This is a genomic window from Immundisolibacter sp. (genome assembly GCF_014359565.1).
Classification (GTDB): domain Bacteria; phylum Pseudomonadota; class Gammaproteobacteria; order Immundisolibacterales; family Immundisolibacteraceae; genus Immundisolibacter.
Map to the genome: position 1 here is coordinate 269,981 of NZ_JACIZD010000003.1, position 13,592 is coordinate 283,572.

17 protein-coding genes and 1 pseudogene are annotated in these 13,592 nt (G+C 65.3%); 9 read left to right on the forward strand and 9 right to left on the reverse strand.

Annotated elements, in window-relative coordinates; all coding sequences use genetic code 11:
- The first annotated feature begins 40 nt into the window (after window positions 1–40).
- Genes H5U26_RS07330 through H5U26_RS07340 form a run of 3 tightly spaced genes read left to right on the forward strand, consistent with a single transcriptional unit; the run spans window position 41 to window position 2,082 of the window.
- Complete coding sequence (locus tag H5U26_RS07330; protein WP_290618160.1) at window positions 41–1,093, forward strand: hypothetical protein; 1,053 nt, start codon at window positions 41–43, stop codon at window positions 1,091–1,093.
- Window positions 1,094–1,133: 40 nt separating this feature from the next.
- Complete coding sequence (locus tag H5U26_RS07335) at window positions 1,134–1,622, forward strand: flavin reductase family protein (protein ID WP_290618162.1); 489 nt, start codon at window positions 1,134–1,136, stop codon at window positions 1,620–1,622.
- Window positions 1,623–1,656: 34 nt separating this feature from the next.
- Entirely contained in the window at window positions 1,657–2,082 is a 426-nt protein-coding gene (locus H5U26_RS07340; protein WP_290618164.1) for an SRPBCC family protein, read from the forward strand.
- On the opposite strand, the gene H5U26_RS07345 is transcribed toward H5U26_RS07340, so the two are convergent.
- From H5U26_RS07345 to H5U26_RS07360, 4 genes are all read right to left on the reverse strand, one after another.
- Entirely contained in the window at window positions 2,024–2,848 is an 825-nt protein-coding gene (locus H5U26_RS07345) for a VOC family protein (protein ID WP_290618166.1), read from the reverse strand. The genes H5U26_RS07340 and H5U26_RS07345 overlap by 59 nt on opposite strands.
- Window positions 2,849–3,343: 495 nt before the next feature.
- Entirely contained in the window at window positions 3,344–4,771 is a 1,428-nt protein-coding gene (locus H5U26_RS07350; protein ID WP_290618168.1) for a GGDEF domain-containing response regulator, read from the reverse strand.
- Between the two features lie 298 nt (window positions 4,772–5,069).
- A complete protein-coding gene (locus H5U26_RS07355; protein ID WP_290618170.1) occupies window positions 5,070–5,288 on the reverse strand; it encodes a hypothetical protein in 219 nt (72 codons plus the stop codon).
- Between the two features lie 62 nt (window positions 5,289–5,350).
- Window positions 5,351–5,497, reverse strand: coding sequence for a lmo0937 family membrane protein (locus tag H5U26_RS07360; protein WP_290618172.1), 147 nt, complete (start codon window positions 5,495–5,497; stop codon window positions 5,351–5,353).
- A 277-nt stretch (window positions 5,498–5,774) separates the two neighbouring features.
- Between H5U26_RS07360 and H5U26_RS07365 the strand changes: the two genes are divergently transcribed.
- From H5U26_RS07365 to H5U26_RS07390, 6 genes are all read left to right on the forward strand, one after another.
- Window positions 5,775–6,530 (forward strand): Crp/Fnr family transcriptional regulator, encoded by a 756-nt coding sequence (locus tag H5U26_RS07365; protein ID WP_366055914.1) that lies wholly within the window; start codon window positions 5,775–5,777, stop codon window positions 6,528–6,530.
- Window positions 6,531–6,934: 404 nt separating this feature from the next.
- The gene (locus H5U26_RS07370) at window positions 6,935–7,111 is read left to right on the forward strand and encodes a CsbD family protein (RefSeq protein WP_290618176.1); all 177 of its coding nucleotides are present in this window, start codon (window positions 6,935–6,937) and stop codon (window positions 7,109–7,111) included.
- Window positions 7,112–7,213: 102 nt separating this feature from the next.
- The gene (locus H5U26_RS07375) at window positions 7,214–7,636 is read left to right on the forward strand and encodes a PRC-barrel domain-containing protein (RefSeq protein ID WP_290618178.1); all 423 of its coding nucleotides are present in this window, start codon (window positions 7,214–7,216) and stop codon (window positions 7,634–7,636) included.
- A 155-nt stretch (window positions 7,637–7,791) separates the two neighbouring features.
- Window positions 7,792–8,505 (forward strand): Crp/Fnr family transcriptional regulator, encoded by a 714-nt coding sequence (locus tag H5U26_RS07380; RefSeq protein ID WP_290618180.1) that lies wholly within the window; start codon window positions 7,792–7,794, stop codon window positions 8,503–8,505.
- Between the two features lie 815 nt (window positions 8,506–9,320).
- Window positions 9,321–9,620, forward strand: a complete 300-nt coding sequence (locus H5U26_RS07385; protein WP_290618182.1) for a hypothetical protein — start codon at window positions 9,321–9,323, stop codon at window positions 9,618–9,620.
- Between the two features lie 93 nt (window positions 9,621–9,713).
- Window positions 9,714–9,917 carry a hypothetical protein gene (locus H5U26_RS07390; protein ID WP_290618184.1) on the forward strand — a complete coding sequence of 68 codons (204 nt, stop codon included), beginning with the start codon at window positions 9,714–9,716 and terminating at the stop codon, window positions 9,915–9,917.
- A 45-nt stretch (window positions 9,918–9,962) separates the two neighbouring features.
- Here H5U26_RS07390 and H5U26_RS07395 read toward each other — a convergent pair whose 3' ends face one another.
- The 5 genes and pseudogenes from H5U26_RS07395 to H5U26_RS07410 all read right to left on the reverse strand — a co-directional run bounded on the left by H5U26_RS07395 (window position 9,963) and on the right by H5U26_RS07410 (window position 13,573).
- Window positions 9,963–10,661: a phosphatase PAP2 family protein gene (locus H5U26_RS07395; protein WP_290618186.1), complete on the reverse strand. Its 699-nt coding sequence runs from the start codon at window positions 10,659–10,661 to the stop codon at window positions 9,963–9,965.
- 1 nt (window position 10,662) lies between these two features.
- On the reverse strand, window positions 10,663–11,442 hold the full coding sequence (locus tag H5U26_RS14900) for a class I SAM-dependent methyltransferase (RefSeq protein ID WP_366055915.1): 780 nt from the start codon (window positions 11,440–11,442) through the stop codon (window positions 10,663–10,665).
- Window positions 11,443–11,703: 261 nt separating this feature from the next.
- Window positions 11,704–12,267: pseudogene (locus H5U26_RS14905) on the reverse strand (polysaccharide deacetylase family protein); the annotation flags it as partial.
- Window positions 12,264–13,001: a 3-oxoacyl-ACP reductase FabG gene (gene fabG, locus H5U26_RS07405; protein ID WP_290618190.1), complete on the reverse strand. Its 738-nt coding sequence runs from the start codon at window positions 12,999–13,001 to the stop codon at window positions 12,264–12,266. The pseudogene H5U26_RS14905 and the gene fabG, both read right to left, overlap by 4 nt.
- A complete protein-coding gene (locus H5U26_RS07410; RefSeq protein WP_290618192.1) occupies window positions 12,998–13,573 on the reverse strand; it encodes a DUF3261 domain-containing protein in 576 nt (191 codons plus the stop codon). The genes fabG and H5U26_RS07410 overlap by 4 nt, the downstream gene beginning before the upstream one ends.
- Between the last annotated feature and the right edge of the window lie 19 nt (window positions 13,574–13,592).

Sequence of the window (13,592 nt, forward strand, 5' to 3'; positions counted from 1 at the left end):
CGCCGCCCAGCCCGCTCATGGCAACAAAAGAAGCACCCGTATGACCCGCACCATCTGGTACACCCGCTGCCCGGTGCCGACCGCGTCCGGCATCGCCTATCAGCGCAAGCTGTTCGACAGCCAGTTCGCGGGCACCGACTGCGAGGTCCGCAACATCAAGGAACTGGGCCGTGCCAATGCGGACACGCATTTCGCCCACACGCTGGAGGATTCGTTCCGCGAGGGCGGTGGCTCGCCGCCGGTGTGGGCCCGCTCGCGCGGGGCGGATACATCGCTGCTGGGCATCAGTTTCGTCGAGGAGACCTTGGGCCTGTTCGTGCGCGCGGATGACCCCATCCACTCGGTGCGGGATCTGGCCGGCAAGCGTCTGGCGCTGCCGGTGTGGCCCGATCTGATCATGAATTTCTTCCGCTTCGCGGCCCAGAAGGCCTTCGTGTCGGCGCTCGAACTGCACGGCATGCACGAGCGCGATGCACAGTTCGTGGACGTGGTCGAGACCGCCGATCACCATGAGCTGATCAATCCCGGCTTTGCCGATACCCAGGCCCGCCAGCAGCGGTCGTACTATCACTGTCAGATGCGCGCCCTGCTGGACGGCAAGGTCGACGCCTTCTTCGCCAAGGGCGGCGAGATTGCCGCCATGCAGCGCGAGTCCGGCGGCGGCATCCGCATGCTCTATAACCTGATCGACGCCGAGCCGCTGTGGGCCAAGGTCAACAACGCCACCCCGCGGCTGCTCACGGTCAGCAATTCGCTGGTCCGCGAGCGCCCGGATGCCGTGGTGCGCTACGCGCGCACCCTGCTGCAGGCCGCCACCTGGGCGGCGCAGCCGGAAAACAAGGCCGAAGCCACCGCCGCCATGGCGCGCGAGACCGGTGTCACGCCGGCGGACATCGAAACCTACTACACGCCGGACCTGCACCAGAAGCTGAAGCCCGAACTGAGCGCGCGCCTGATAGAGACGCTGGAGATCATGAAAAGCTTCCTGCACGCGCACGGCTTCATCGAAAAGAATTTCCCGACCCGGGACTGGCTGGCCACCGACCTGCTGCGCGAGGCGTATGCGGCCGAAGGCATCGCCTGGCCGGACTGAGCTTTCCAGAAATCAACCGCCCAACCAGGAACTTTCGATCATGAATAGCCCGCTCGACCCCAAAGCCCTGCGTCAGGTGTTCGGCCAGTTCTGCACCGGGGTCACGGTGGTATGCGCCACCGACACGCAAGGCCGCCGCTACGGCATCACCGTCAACTCCTTCAGCTCGCTGTCGCTGGACCCGCCGCTGGCGCTGTTCGCCCTGACCCGGGAGTCCGAGACCCTGAAGATCATCGAGGCCGCCGGTGCCTTCAGCATCAACATCCTGGCCGAAAACCAGCAGGACATCTCGAACCGCCTGGCCAAGAGGGGCGGACCGGAGAAGATGGACGGCGTCGTCACCCATCCGGGCGTCACCGGCGCACCGATCGTCGAAGGCTCGATCGGCTACCTGGACTGCACGCTGCGCAACAACTACGACGGCGGCGACCACGTGATCCTGGTCGGTGAGATCAAACTGGCCGCGGTCGGCGAGCCGCTGCCGCCGCTGCTGTATTTTCGTAGTGCCTACAGGACCGTGACGGATTGATCGTCGCCGCGCAGCAACACCACAGGAGGTCGAGATGGACAAGGCTACGGTGACCGAGACCATCGACGTGAACGCATCCCTGGACAAGGCGTGGGCGCTGGTCGGCGATTTCGGCGGCCTGGTCGGCTGGTTTCCGGCGGTCACCGAAAGCATCGTCGAGGGCAGCGGTGTGGGCGCGCTGCGCCACCTGACCATGCCCGACGGGAATCAGCTGACCGAGCGCCAGCAGGCGCGCGACGATGCCGCCCGTTGCTACGAGTACGTGGTCATCGCCGGTGCGCTGCCGTGCACCGACTATCGGTCGCGGCTGGCCGTGAGCCCGGCCGGCAGTGGGGCGCGGATCACCTGGACCGCCGAGTTCGTGCCGCTGCCGGATGCGCCCGTGGACGCGGTGGCCTTCATCAGCAGCATCTATCAGAGCGGGCTGGCCGGCGCCAAGGCAGTGCTGGACGGCCAGTAGGCATCGTCGCAACGCGCCGGGCTTCACCGCCTGGCGGCTGATGCCCCCAGGCGGTGAAGCGCGTCAGATGCCGCTGACGCCAGTTGGGGCCAACGTCGTAGCCGCCGGTACCGATCTCCCACTCGAAACCCGACGGCGTGCGGCCGTAGAAGGAGAACACGTCGTCGGTGTGGCGGCCGGGCAGGTGGGTGATTTCCACCCCGGCGGCGCGCGCGCGATCGCAGGCCAAACCCACCGCGTCGATATCGGGCACGTGCATCTCGAAATGCGCCGTGCGCTTGACCGGTGGAATGCCGACGCCCAGTGCAATCGAGTGATGGCGGCGGTTGCAGTGCAGGAACACCGCCTCGATGGTCAGGCCGGCCCACTCCTCGGCGCCGCGGTCCGAGACGGCCATGCCGATCACGTCGGTGTAGAAACGCAGCGTCGGCTCCAGATCCTGCGTCACCAGCACGATGTGGCCCATGCCCATGTCGCCGGTCACAAAGCCGCTTGGTGCGACCGCCGAGGCAAACGCCGTCGCCGCCACGCGCTGGCCCAGACACAGTTCCAGCGGATTGCCGGACGGGTCGCGGAAGCTGACCAGATCGGTCACGTGGCGGGCGCGGCAGGCGCTTTCGTCACCTTTGTGCATAGCCACGCCGGCTGCCTTCAGACGGCCCAGCGCGGCATCGAATTCGCCGCGATTCAGCGCCGCCAGGCCCACCGCCGCCACGTCGTCCTGGCTGCCGGGACGCAGGAACAGTCGCTGTTCGCACTCGTCCATGCGGTAGCCACGCGAGCCATCGTCTCAGCGCCGCCAGGCCCACCGCCGCCACGTCGTCCTGGCTGCCGGGACGCAGGAACAGTCGCTGTTCGCACTCGTCCATGCGGTAGCCACGCGAGCCATCGTCGTTGCCGCCATTGCCAATCATGCCGATGACATTGGTCAGCAAAGCCTCCCAGCCCTGCAGGTCCGAGACCTCGAAACCCAGATAGGCGAGTTCCAGTCCGGCGGTCATCACGCGCTCCCCCTGTAATTGGCGGCCAGCGTGGGGTTCATCGCCGGCCGGGCTGCTGCCAGCGATGCGCTGGGCAGCTTCTTGATGGCTGGGTCATCGTATCCGAAACGCAAAACGGGAACGGCCGGTCGCCGGGGAAGCGCGCAAAACTGTTGCGCGACGCGCGGGCTCTCGATGCTGGCAAGGTGGCGAGGCGGGCGGTTCGACCTGAGCGGGGAGCGCTCGTTCGGGCAGCGGCAGCCGGAAAGTCCAGGCTGGAGCTAGTCGGCGCAGTGTCGGGCCGGGTGCGTGACTGGCAAGACGGCTTGCCCCTTTTTTTCCGACTTGGGGCGGCGCGCCGCCTGCTGCTCGGGAAGTTGCGGCGAACGCGCGCCGGCCTTCATCCCCTGCCTGAAAAACTGGTAGTTGTCTCGCCCTTCGTTTTTGGCGTGGTACATCGCGGCGTCCGCGCAGCGGATCAAGGCCGCAGCGGTCGCCACGTGTCCCCCCTCGGGAAACAGGCTGATACCGATACTGACGCTGATCCGAATGTCGGAGCCGGCGATGGTATGCGGTGCTGCCAGGGCGTTCAGCATCTTCTGGGCGCTCAGGCCGGCATCCCCGGCCTGCTGGATTTCCGATAGCAGGACTACAAATTCGTCTCCGCCCTGCCGGCTTACGGTGTCCGATCCGCGCACGCAGGCCAGCAGGCGTTGTGCCACCGACTGGAGCAGTTTGTCGCCCACCAGATGGCCCAAAGAGTCATTGATCTGTTTGAATCCATCCAGGTCCAGGAACAGCACGGCGCCCTGGTTGCCATGACGGCGTGCCAGGGATATTGCATTTTCAATCCGGTCATTCAGCAATATGCGGTTCGGCAAATTGGTCAGGGCGTCGTGATGGGCCAGATAAGCCAGGTGTTGTGTCTTGGCGCGGGCGGCAGTCACGTCGCGAAACACGATTACCGCTCCGCTTGTCTTGCCAGCAGCATCACGGATTGGGGCGGCCGAATCCTCAATGGCATATTCCTTTCCATCGCGCCGGACCAGCACGCAGTTGGCGGTCAAGCCCACGGGCTTGTCTTCCTGGATTGCCTGCTGCAATGGATTGGGCGCCACTTCGCGCGTAATGCCATCAACGATTCTGAATACCTCGCCAACCGAGTGACCGGTCGCCTCCGCATCAGTCCAGCCGGTCATGTCTTCGGCCACCGGATTCAGGTACGTCACATTGCCCGCAAGATCGGTGCTCAGCACGGCATCACCGATCGAGTTCAGCGTGGCATGGGCGCGATCGGTCACGACCGACGCGGCCTGCTCGTTGGTGTGACGCTCGATCACGCTGCGCAGAATGCGCGGCAACCAGTACGCGTCAAGGTGATTCTTCAGCAGATGGTCCTGCGCGCCAAGCTGAATGGCTTGCCGGGCGAGCGCAGAATTTTCGGCGCTGGTCAGAATCAGTATTGGAACGCGCCGCGCGGCCCTGAACACTATCTCGAACGTCTTTATGCCTTGACTGTCGGGCAGGAACAGGTCAAGCAACACCGCGACGATTCCGGGTCTGAACAAACGGTCAACGCCATCTGAAATCCGGTTGACCTGTTGCAGCGTCCATTTTTTATCAACCGACGTGGCCAATGCCTTGCGAATGAGCATTGCATCAGCGGCGCAGTCCGAGACAAGCAGTACGGTGCAAAGGTCGTTGTCCATGAGGTCGGATTTCGAGCGGGTTTCTGTCTGCCACACGAGCGCCGGCTTTCAGTTTGTCGCCGTCATTCTGGCGCGGGCATCGGGCCCGTTCCGTGCGCTAGCCCACGTGTTGCCGACGACCTCGACGCGGTACGGCCGGCCGGGCACCCCCCGGCCGCGGTTACGATCGGGCCGGCAGCCTGGCCTGCCACGGTTGCGCCGCACGGCCGGCGCCCGGAACCTGAAGGTCAGGTACTGGTTGAGGCGCTCGGTCGTTATGGACCCAGGGCGGCACCGAACCGCTCAGCCTTGGCCAGGCTCAGCTTTTGCGGCCGACTACCAGCAGAAGCCCGCCCGCCACGATGGCGCCAACACCCGCCCAGATTGGGACATTGACCCGCTTCTTTTCGGCTACCGACATGTGCAACGGTCCCAGGTCGGCCTCGTGGGTTTCCCTGGTGTAGCTGAACCCGCCATAGGCGAGCCCCAGGGCGCCGGCCACGATCAGCACGATCGCGGCAAGTTTTTGTGCATCCATCCTGTGATCTCCCTCAAGCAGCCGTGATCTTTAGGCCCCAGGGGGCTCGCGCGATGGCAGGCTCAGATCCGTCGTCCCTGAATCACCCGCACCAGGATCATGATGATCGCCACCACCAGCAGTATGTGGATCAATCCACCCATGGAGTAGGACGAAACCAGTCCCAGGGCCCACAGGATCAACAGAACAATCGCAATTGTTTCAAGCACGTCCGAATCCTCAATCGTGAATCGACAAGACGCGCAGAATGGTCGCTGCGGATCCGTTCGGTCTGTACGGCAACACACACAAGGCGCCCTGGCTGCGTTCCGTGCCATGTGGCGCGCGGCGTGACCCACACAGCCCCCTCCGGGCATGTTATGTACGATACCGCACCGAGCATGAATCAGTCCTCAGTACCCTGTTGGGCCGACGTTGAGGTCGCCGCCCAAGGGGGTCCAACATCGAGGTTGCCGCTCACAAGGGTGTCCAACATACATAAATCCGATTCGGGAGGATCCCGTGATACAGCAAAACCACCTTCTGGCGGCCTTACCAGAGGACATCCAGAGCCGCCTGTTCCCTAGCCTGGAACCGGTGACCTTGCCGCTGGGCAAGGTGCTGTACGAGTCCGGCGACACCTTGCGCTACGCCTATTTCCCGACCGATTCCATCGTGTCGTTGCTGTACGTGATGGAAAGCGGCGCCTCGGCGGAAATCTCCGTGGTTGGCAACGAGGGCGTGGTCGGGATTTCCCTGTTCATGGGCGGCGAAAGCACCCCCAGTCGGGCGATCGTGCAGAGCGCCGGCAGCGCCTATCGGCTGATTGGCAGGCAGCTGAAGGACGAATTCAGTCGCCACGGCGAGTTTCAAAACCTGCTCCTGCGCTACACGCAGGCACTCATCACGCAGATGTCCCAGACTGCGGTCTGCAACCGCCACCACACGATCGACCAGCAGTTGTGCCGCTGGTTGCTGCTGTCGCTGGACCGCCTGCCGGACAACCGTCTGACCATGACCCAGGAGCTGATCGCGAACATGCTGGGTGTGCGCCGCGAGGGTGTGACCGAGGCGGCCGGCAAGTTGCAGCGGGCGGGCGTGATCCATTACAGCCGTGGCCAGATCACGGTGCTGGACCGGGCCAAACTGGAGCAGCTGAGCTGCGAGTGCTACGCCGTGGTCAAGCGGGAGACCGATCGCCTGTTGCCGTATCGCGTCTCCCCGCCGGAGAACGTGCTCACGATGCAGCCGATTGTCAAGTAAGCAACTGCCAGCCGCTCGCCTGAGCGGGCGCATTTCCCCGTCGCAGGGGGCCTGATACTACAGCCGGGCGGACACAGGATTCATTTCGGGAAATGCCGAGTCATGCAGCGCTTTCCGCAGCGCGGCGACGCGCCAAAATCAGTGGCAGCAAGCTGCAGATTTTGCGAGCCATCGGAGAATTGTGGGAGCCCGGCTGCGCCGGGCGATCATCGCGCAGTGAAGCTGCGCTCTGACCGGGTTTTACCCGATGGCAGGCGCTGAGAAATTCAGGATGGATTTCAGCGCTTGCCTATGGGTGTTGCCGTACAGACCCGAAGCACGGTGCTGCTTATCGTTGCCATCAGCAAGCCCTGAAGCCGGGTGCAGCCTTGCGCCCACTCGCACACGTTCGATTCGGAGACCGCATGAACAAGGATCAAATCAAAGGCCAGGCCAAGCAGGCGAAAGGCGAAGTCAAGGAATTGGCCGGCAAGCTAGTTGGTGACAAAGCCATGGAAACCAAAGGCGTGATTCAAAAAACCGCCGGAAAAATACAGACCGGCTATGGCAATGCCAAGGACAAGATAAAGAAGGGGCGCTAGCCTGTCTCTCGATATCTGCGTGGGTGACATTGATTTGTCGACGTCAGTTGGCCGCGTTTCAAGCGGTATGCGGCCTGGCAAATTCGATAACTGGAGATGAACATGAGCTACGAAGACAAGGATGCGTTCGGAATGTACGGCGACAAGCGCGCCGGCGCCGGACCTGAGACACGAAAGGGACCCGGGCCAGAACTGATGGGTGCGGACACGCTGGTTGGCAGCGACGTCTATAACCTCGAGGGCGAAGACATTGGCGACATCAAGGAAATCATGCTCGACATGCGCAGTGGCCGGGTCGGGTATGCGGTGTTGTCCTTCAAGCCCTTTCTGAGCCTGCGCGAGAAATTGTTCGCGGTGCCGTGGGGCGCGCTGACGCTCGATACCGAACACAAGCGTTTTACGCTGAATGTGGACAAGGATCGTCTCAAGGATGCCCCCGGTTTCGACAGAGGCCATTGGCCCAATATGGCGGATCAGACTTGGGAGAGCGAGATTCACAGTTACTATCGGACGAAGAACGCCTGACGAGTGCCGTACTCTGGGCCACACCGTGCGTTGACATCTGTGTCCAGAACGCCACGGGCGTTGTCCCTTGCGTCATGTAGACTGTGCCAGCGGGGTAGCTCCAGCGCCTCTCCCGTGCCTTTCTTGGGCGACTCCGGTGCTGAAGGACAGACCCGATGCCCCCCCCCGTCACTAATCGCCTGATCGGCGGCTTGCCCGCCAGGGACCACGCGCGTGCTTTGGAGCACTGCGAGTCGGTCGACCTCGTCTTTGGCACGATTCTGTGTGAGCCCGGCCAACCGTTCCGATACGCGTATTTCCCGTTGACGGGCTTCATTTCACTGGTGGCAACAGTGAGCGGTCACAAACCGCTCGAGATGGGATTGATTGGTAACGAGGGCATGCTGGGCGCCACGCTTGCGCTCGGGGTCAGGAACTCACCCCAGCGCGGCGTGGTCCAGGGTTCGGGTACCGCCTTGCGGATGACGGTTGCGCACCTGCGAGCGGAGCTTCGCGACAGCGCGGCCTTGCGACGTACGCTCGATCGCTACCTGTACGTGTTGATGGCGCAACTGTCGCAGACCGCTGCCTGCACGCGCTTTCATGCGATCGGGGCGCGTCTGGCGCGCTGGCTATTGATGACGCACGACCGGGCGCATGGGGATCATTTCGATCTCACGCACGATTTCCTGGCCGACATGCTCGGCGTGCGAAGGAGTGCCGTCACCATCGCCGCCGGCGCGCTGCAGCGCCGGAAACTGATCAGCTACAGTCGCGGCAGGATTGTCATTCTGGATCGAAAGGGACTGGAGGCAGCGTCCTGCGAATGCTACCGGGCGGTCGTCGACGACTACTTGAACATATTCGGCAATGGTGCGCCCGTACAGTAAGTGTCAGTGCGGGGATGGCCCGCGGTGGCGCGGGCCGGGAATGCGCTGCGGCATACGTCGCGCGACGCGGTTTGAAATCCAGGATGGATTTGTTCGGTACTTCCCTGGCGCTCGGCACGCGAGCGGCGCTGCTCGGGGTTTGACAATTCATACGCCTGGATCAAGCAAGCCCGAGCACTTCGCGCGCGAAAGCGCGTCCGGAGTGCTCGGGCTCCGCCGGGAAGCCTACTTGGGCGTCACGATCACGGTCGTGTCGCCACCGGCTTTGCCGGGTTCGCCTTGCACCCCTTCCGCGCCGGATGAGCCCGTGGCGCCGGTGTCGCCGGTCGCCCCGGTGTCGCCGGTGGCACCCGTATAGCCAGTTGCTCCGGTAGCGCCGGTAGCACCCTTCTGGGCGGCAGGGCCAGTCGCGCCCGGCGGCCCGGCGGGACCAGGGACCGCGACGACGGTGGTCGCCGGCTGCCGGTCACATGCGCCAAGTCCAACTACGGTCATCAGCGCAACAAAAACCATTGAATATTTCATGCGGCTTTATCCTGAAGAAAACACCCGCTCCCGGATTTTGCACATGTGCAGAGCGGGGCGAATGGAATAACAGTGCCAAAACTACGCGAACCGGCCCGCCGCTTCCGTACGCTAACGCACGATTACCGGTTCGCCGTGATCCGGTGGCCGTACAGATGTCCGTAGGAATCCGAATCGGCACGGCAGATGTTCGATAGAGTACGGTTTGCTTGCAGGCAACCTCGCATGGTCTGCACCCTACAGCGGCGCACACGCATGCGCGCCGAACCGACCAAGAATTGAGTATTTCGATGAATAGCACAATTGCGCTCGTGGCCGGAGCCCTGACGGGTCTGGCGGCCTATGGCGCACCGGTATTCGCCGCCGATGTGGGCGTTTCGATCAGTGTCGGTGAGCCGGGTTTTTACGGTCGTATCGACATTGGGGACTATCCGCGGCCACGGGTTTATTACTCCGAGCCGATATACATCGAGCGCGGCGCCCGCTACCGGGAACCGGTCTACCTGCTCGTTCGGCCAGGTCACTCCCGGAACTGGAAAAAAAATACTGCCGCGAGTATGGAGCCTGCGGCGAGCGGGTCTATTTCGTGAACCACGACTGGTACCGCAACGTTTACGTTCCGCACTATCGGGAGCGTCGCGGTCGGCGCGACGGTGGGTACCAAAACCGGCAGGGTGGGTCTGATGGACGCCGCGATGGCGGTTACCGGAACCGGCAAGGTGGACCCGATGGTCGCCGTGACAGCAGTCAACAGGACCACGCGGACGGGCGCGATGGTCGTCACGAAGGTGGCCACGACAACCGTCAGGGTGAGCGTGACAATCATGAAGACGGCCAGCGCGGCAACCGCTAAGACCACGATTGCGCAGTGTCGGGCCGGCGGGTGAGAGGGCAGCGACAGCCCGTTCGTCCGGCCGCACCGCTTGGTCGCGTCAGCCCGTTTCCCGTTGTTCGGAATTTGCGGGTTTCCCGAACGCAGGCCGGCGCGAGCGCAGCCAGCGGGCGTGCAGCACCGCGGCCAGCCAGCCCAGCGCCGAGCCGGCGGCGATGTCCACTGCCACGTGCTGGCGGGTGGCGATGGTCGAATACAGAATTCCCAGCCCCCAGCAGACGTTCGCGATATGCGGCCACAGTGGCGCGCCGACGCGGCGCAGCAGGCGGTCCAGCCAGATCGCCGTGAACACGGCAAAGGCCGCGTGCAGCGACGGCAGGGCGTTGCCCACGTCGTCGGCGGCGATGATCGGCCCGAACGGCGGATGCTGCATCCAGTCGATCACCGGGCGTGGACTGGCCGTCGGCCACAGCAGGAACACCGCCAGGCCGCTCAGGCTGAGTGCAACCATCGCCCGGTAATAGTCCGCAAGCTCGCGTCGCTCCGTGAGCAGGCCCGGCGCGAGCGGCACATAGACCCACAGCGAAACGTACAGCCACAGGGCGCCCGGCCAGAAGCCGATCCAGCGATCAGGTGCGGTGACCGGCATCCACGTGACCGGCCACAGGGGAGCCTTGAGCAGCAGGAAGTAACAGGGGAAGAAGCCCAGGGCGAGCAGCCAGGCACAGAACATCTTGAGCCAGAAATGCGCCTTGAACCCGCGCCACAGCTCACCCGCCCAGTTCGTTTGGGCAGCCACGTCAGGGCCGGGATGCCGGTTGCGGTGTCGCCGCAGCGCCGGCCTTGCGGCACACGAGGATGATCTCCGCCACCTTGTCGTCGTCGATCAGACCCGGCACCAGCGCGAGTTTCTTCTGGAAGCGCACGCCCAGCGGCATGAAGACATGGTTGTACCACCACATGGCGCGTTCGCGCCGATGCACCAGGTGCCACATTCCAAGGTCCAGCAGGCGCGAGGATTTCGGCTGCATGCCGTAAACCGCGCTCTGGTCCACCACGAATCCATGCTCGGCGAGTTTCGAGCGCAGCCGCTGTGGCTCGTAACGGCGGCGGTGGCCGACGAAATCGTCGAAGGCTGTCCACTGTGCCGGGTGCAGCGGCACCGACAGCAGCAGCGCGGCGCCCGGCGCCGCCACGCGGGACAGCTCGGACAGGGCGCCGTCGTCATCGTCGACATGCTCGACGATATCCAGCGCACAGACCAGATCGAAGGCGCCATCCGGAAAGGGCAGGGCGGTGATGTTGCCCTGCGTCGCCCGCCCGCCGCGCTCGCGCAGCCGCGCCAGTGCCGGTGCGCTGATATCGACGAACTGCGTGCCGGCGATCGGCAGGCGTGGCCGCAGGCCAGGGGCGACTTCCAGCCGGCGCGGCGACCGGTCCAGTAGTGAACGCACCAGCGGCCAGGTGTTGAAGCGCTCGGGCGTGATCAGGCGCGCGTCGCGCCACAGCGGATCGTAAAACCCGCGGTTGGCGCCCAGCAGTTCCGGGTCGCCGCGGGCTCGCGCCGTGGCCGGCTGCACGGGGATGCCCGCGTTGGGCTGGCCGCTGCCCAGCAGCTCGGACACGGTGACGCACCGCAGCTGCCGCTCGCGCAGGCCCTGCAGGATCAGTTGCAGGGCCGGCGCGCAGGCCGGGCGATGGTGGCCGGGCCGGTCGTGTCCGTCGTGCATCAGCACGATGTCGCCGGGGCGGATCTTGCGCAGCACGCGCCGTGCGATCCGGTGCGGGTCATCGCACTGGCTGTCGCGGCTGTGCAGCGACCAGGCGACCAGCGTCAGCTGCAGGCGCCGCGCCGCCCGGCCCAGCGGCGGACTTTTCAGGCCGATCGGCGGCCGGTACAGCGGCTGTTGCTCAGTGCCGGCGAGTGTGGCAACCGCCTGTGCGCCGCGCTCGATTTCCAGCAGCTGGCGTCGGACGCCGAAAAAATTCTGCCAGCGGGAGTGCTGCCAGGAATGATTGCCCAGCTCGTGGTGCTCCGCCAGCAGGCGCTGCGCCACTTGCGGATGCGCCTCCAGCAAACGGCCGATGGTGAAGAACGTGGCGCGCGCGCCGTATTGCGAGAGCGCATCGAGCACCGCGGGGGTTACCTGCGGGTCCGGTCCGTCATCGAAGCTCAGGGCCACGCGCTGGCCGGTGCGCGGGCCGTGGGTGACGGTCGGGTAGAACAGGCTCGATCCGGGCCGCGCGATGCCGTCGGCGAACAGCGCCAGCAGGATCGCCGCCGGGATGCCGACGCTCAGCAGCGAGAAACCGAACACGCCCACCGACCCGGCGGTGGCCGCGGCATACGCCAGTGCCAGCACATTGGCGCGCGATGACAGCGCTGATCGCGCCGGCAGTCTCACGTGCTCATGCCGCCGTTGACCGAGATCACCTGGCGCGTGATGTAGGCCGCGCCTTCCGACATCAGATAGCCGACCAGGCTTGCGACTTCCCCGGGCTCGCCCACGCGGCGCATCGGGATGTCTCTGAGCAGCTCATCGAGCGGCGCGCCCTCGATCATGTCGGTCCCGATCAGGCCCGGTGCGACGCAGTTGACCGTGATGCCGCGGGTCGCCAGCTCCAGCGCCAGCGCCTTGCTGGCGCCGATGATGCCGCCCTTGGCTGCGCTGTAGTTGACCTGGCCGCGGTTGCCGGCAAGGCCCGCCATCGACGACAGGGTGACGATGCGTCCCGGTTTGCGGCGCCGGATCATGGGCAGCACCAGTGGCCGCAGGACGTTGTAGAAGCCGTCCAGGTTGGTGCCCAGCACGTCATCCCAGTCGTCCGCGGTCAGAGCCGGAAAGATGCCGTCGCGCCGCATGCCGGCGTTGCACACCACGCCATAGGGCGCGCCATGGGCGGCCACATCCGCCTCCAGCGCCGCGGCGGCGGCGGCGCGATCCGCGATGTCGAAATGCACGATGCGGGTCGGCACGCCGGCCGCGCGTGCCTGCTCGGCGGTCTGCTTCAAGTCCGGCGACAGGCTGCGGCCGTGCAGCACCAGACCGAAGCCGTCGCCAGCCAGGCGCAGGGCGATGGCGCGGCCGATGCCGCGGCTGGCGCCGGTGATCAGAATCCACTGACGCGCAGCAGTCATTGCACTGGCCTCGATTCGACCGACAGCGTGTAGCCGGTCTCGAAATTGCTCAGCCACAGCTGGCCCTGCCAGGGGTCCGCGCCCGCGTAGTGGACTTCCGCCACCAGCCGACCGTCACGGCGCAGGCGGCGGGTTGCCGGGGCCGGTTCGCTGACCTGCCAGGCACCGCCCGTCAGCGCCTGCTGCAAGGCGGCCAATGGCCACAGCGCCAGTTGTAGGTCCGCCAGCACGCGAGCGGGGTCCAGTTGCTGCGGCGCCTGTGGGCCGAGCCGAGTGTCCAGCGTCCGGCCGTCATGGTGCAGGCTGAACCAGCGCTGGCCGAGCGCATCCAGGCCGACCACGGTGAAGGCATCCGGGCGGGCGTCAATCACGCACTGAAAGGCCAGGTCATGCTCGCCAAAAGCCGCGTGCAGCAGTTGCCGGGCGCTGTGGGCAGCGCCCAGCGTGGCTGGGGCCAGTACCGGAAATGCCGTCGAGGCCGTGAGCGCCGGCTTCAGGGCGCAGCCGGCCAGGGCCAGCGTCAGGGCCAGTGTCAGGGCCAGTGTCAGGGCCGGGGCGGACAGACGCAGCACCCCCGCCCGGCGTGCAGCA

What these genes read in the sequence shown, in the direction of transcription:
- H5U26_RS07370 (WP_290618176.1), top strand. Translation starts at nt 6,935, where the DNA reads ATGAACAAGGATCAAATCAAAGGCCAGGCCAAGCAGGCGAAAGGCGAA.
- H5U26_RS07375 (WP_290618178.1), top strand. Translation starts at nt 7,214, where the DNA reads ATGAGCTACGAAGACAAGGATGCGTTCGGAATGTACGGCGACAAGCGC.
- H5U26_RS07380 (WP_290618180.1), top strand. Translation starts at nt 7,792, where the DNA reads ATGCCCCCCCCCGTCACTAATCGCCTGATCGGCGGCTTGCCCGCCAGG.
- H5U26_RS07355 (WP_290618170.1), bottom strand. Translation starts at nt 5,288, where the DNA reads ATGGATGCACAAAAACTTGCCGCGATCGTGCTGATCGTGGCCGGCGCC.
- H5U26_RS07345 (WP_290618166.1), bottom strand. Translation starts at nt 2,848, where the DNA reads ATGGACGAGTGCGAACAGCGACTGTTCCTGCGTCCCGGCAGCCAGGAC.
- H5U26_RS07340 (WP_290618164.1), top strand. Translation starts at nt 1,657, where the DNA reads ATGGACAAGGCTACGGTGACCGAGACCATCGACGTGAACGCATCCCTG.
- H5U26_RS07335 (WP_290618162.1), top strand. Translation starts at nt 1,134, where the DNA reads ATGAATAGCCCGCTCGACCCCAAAGCCCTGCGTCAGGTGTTCGGCCAG.
- H5U26_RS07385 (WP_290618182.1), top strand. Translation starts at nt 9,321, where the DNA reads ATGAATAGCACAATTGCGCTCGTGGCCGGAGCCCTGACGGGTCTGGCG.
- fabG (WP_290618190.1), bottom strand. Translation starts at nt 13,001, where the DNA reads ATGACTGCTGCGCGTCAGTGGATTCTGATCACCGGCGCCAGCCGCGGC.
- H5U26_RS07330 (WP_290618160.1), top strand. Translation starts at nt 41, where the DNA reads ATGACCCGCACCATCTGGTACACCCGCTGCCCGGTGCCGACCGCGTCC.
- H5U26_RS07390 (WP_290618184.1), top strand. Translation starts at nt 9,714, where the DNA reads ATGGACGCCGCGATGGCGGTTACCGGAACCGGCAAGGTGGACCCGATG.
- H5U26_RS07350 (WP_290618168.1), bottom strand. Translation starts at nt 4,771, where the DNA reads ATGGACAACGACCTTTGCACCGTACTGCTTGTCTCGGACTGCGCCGCT.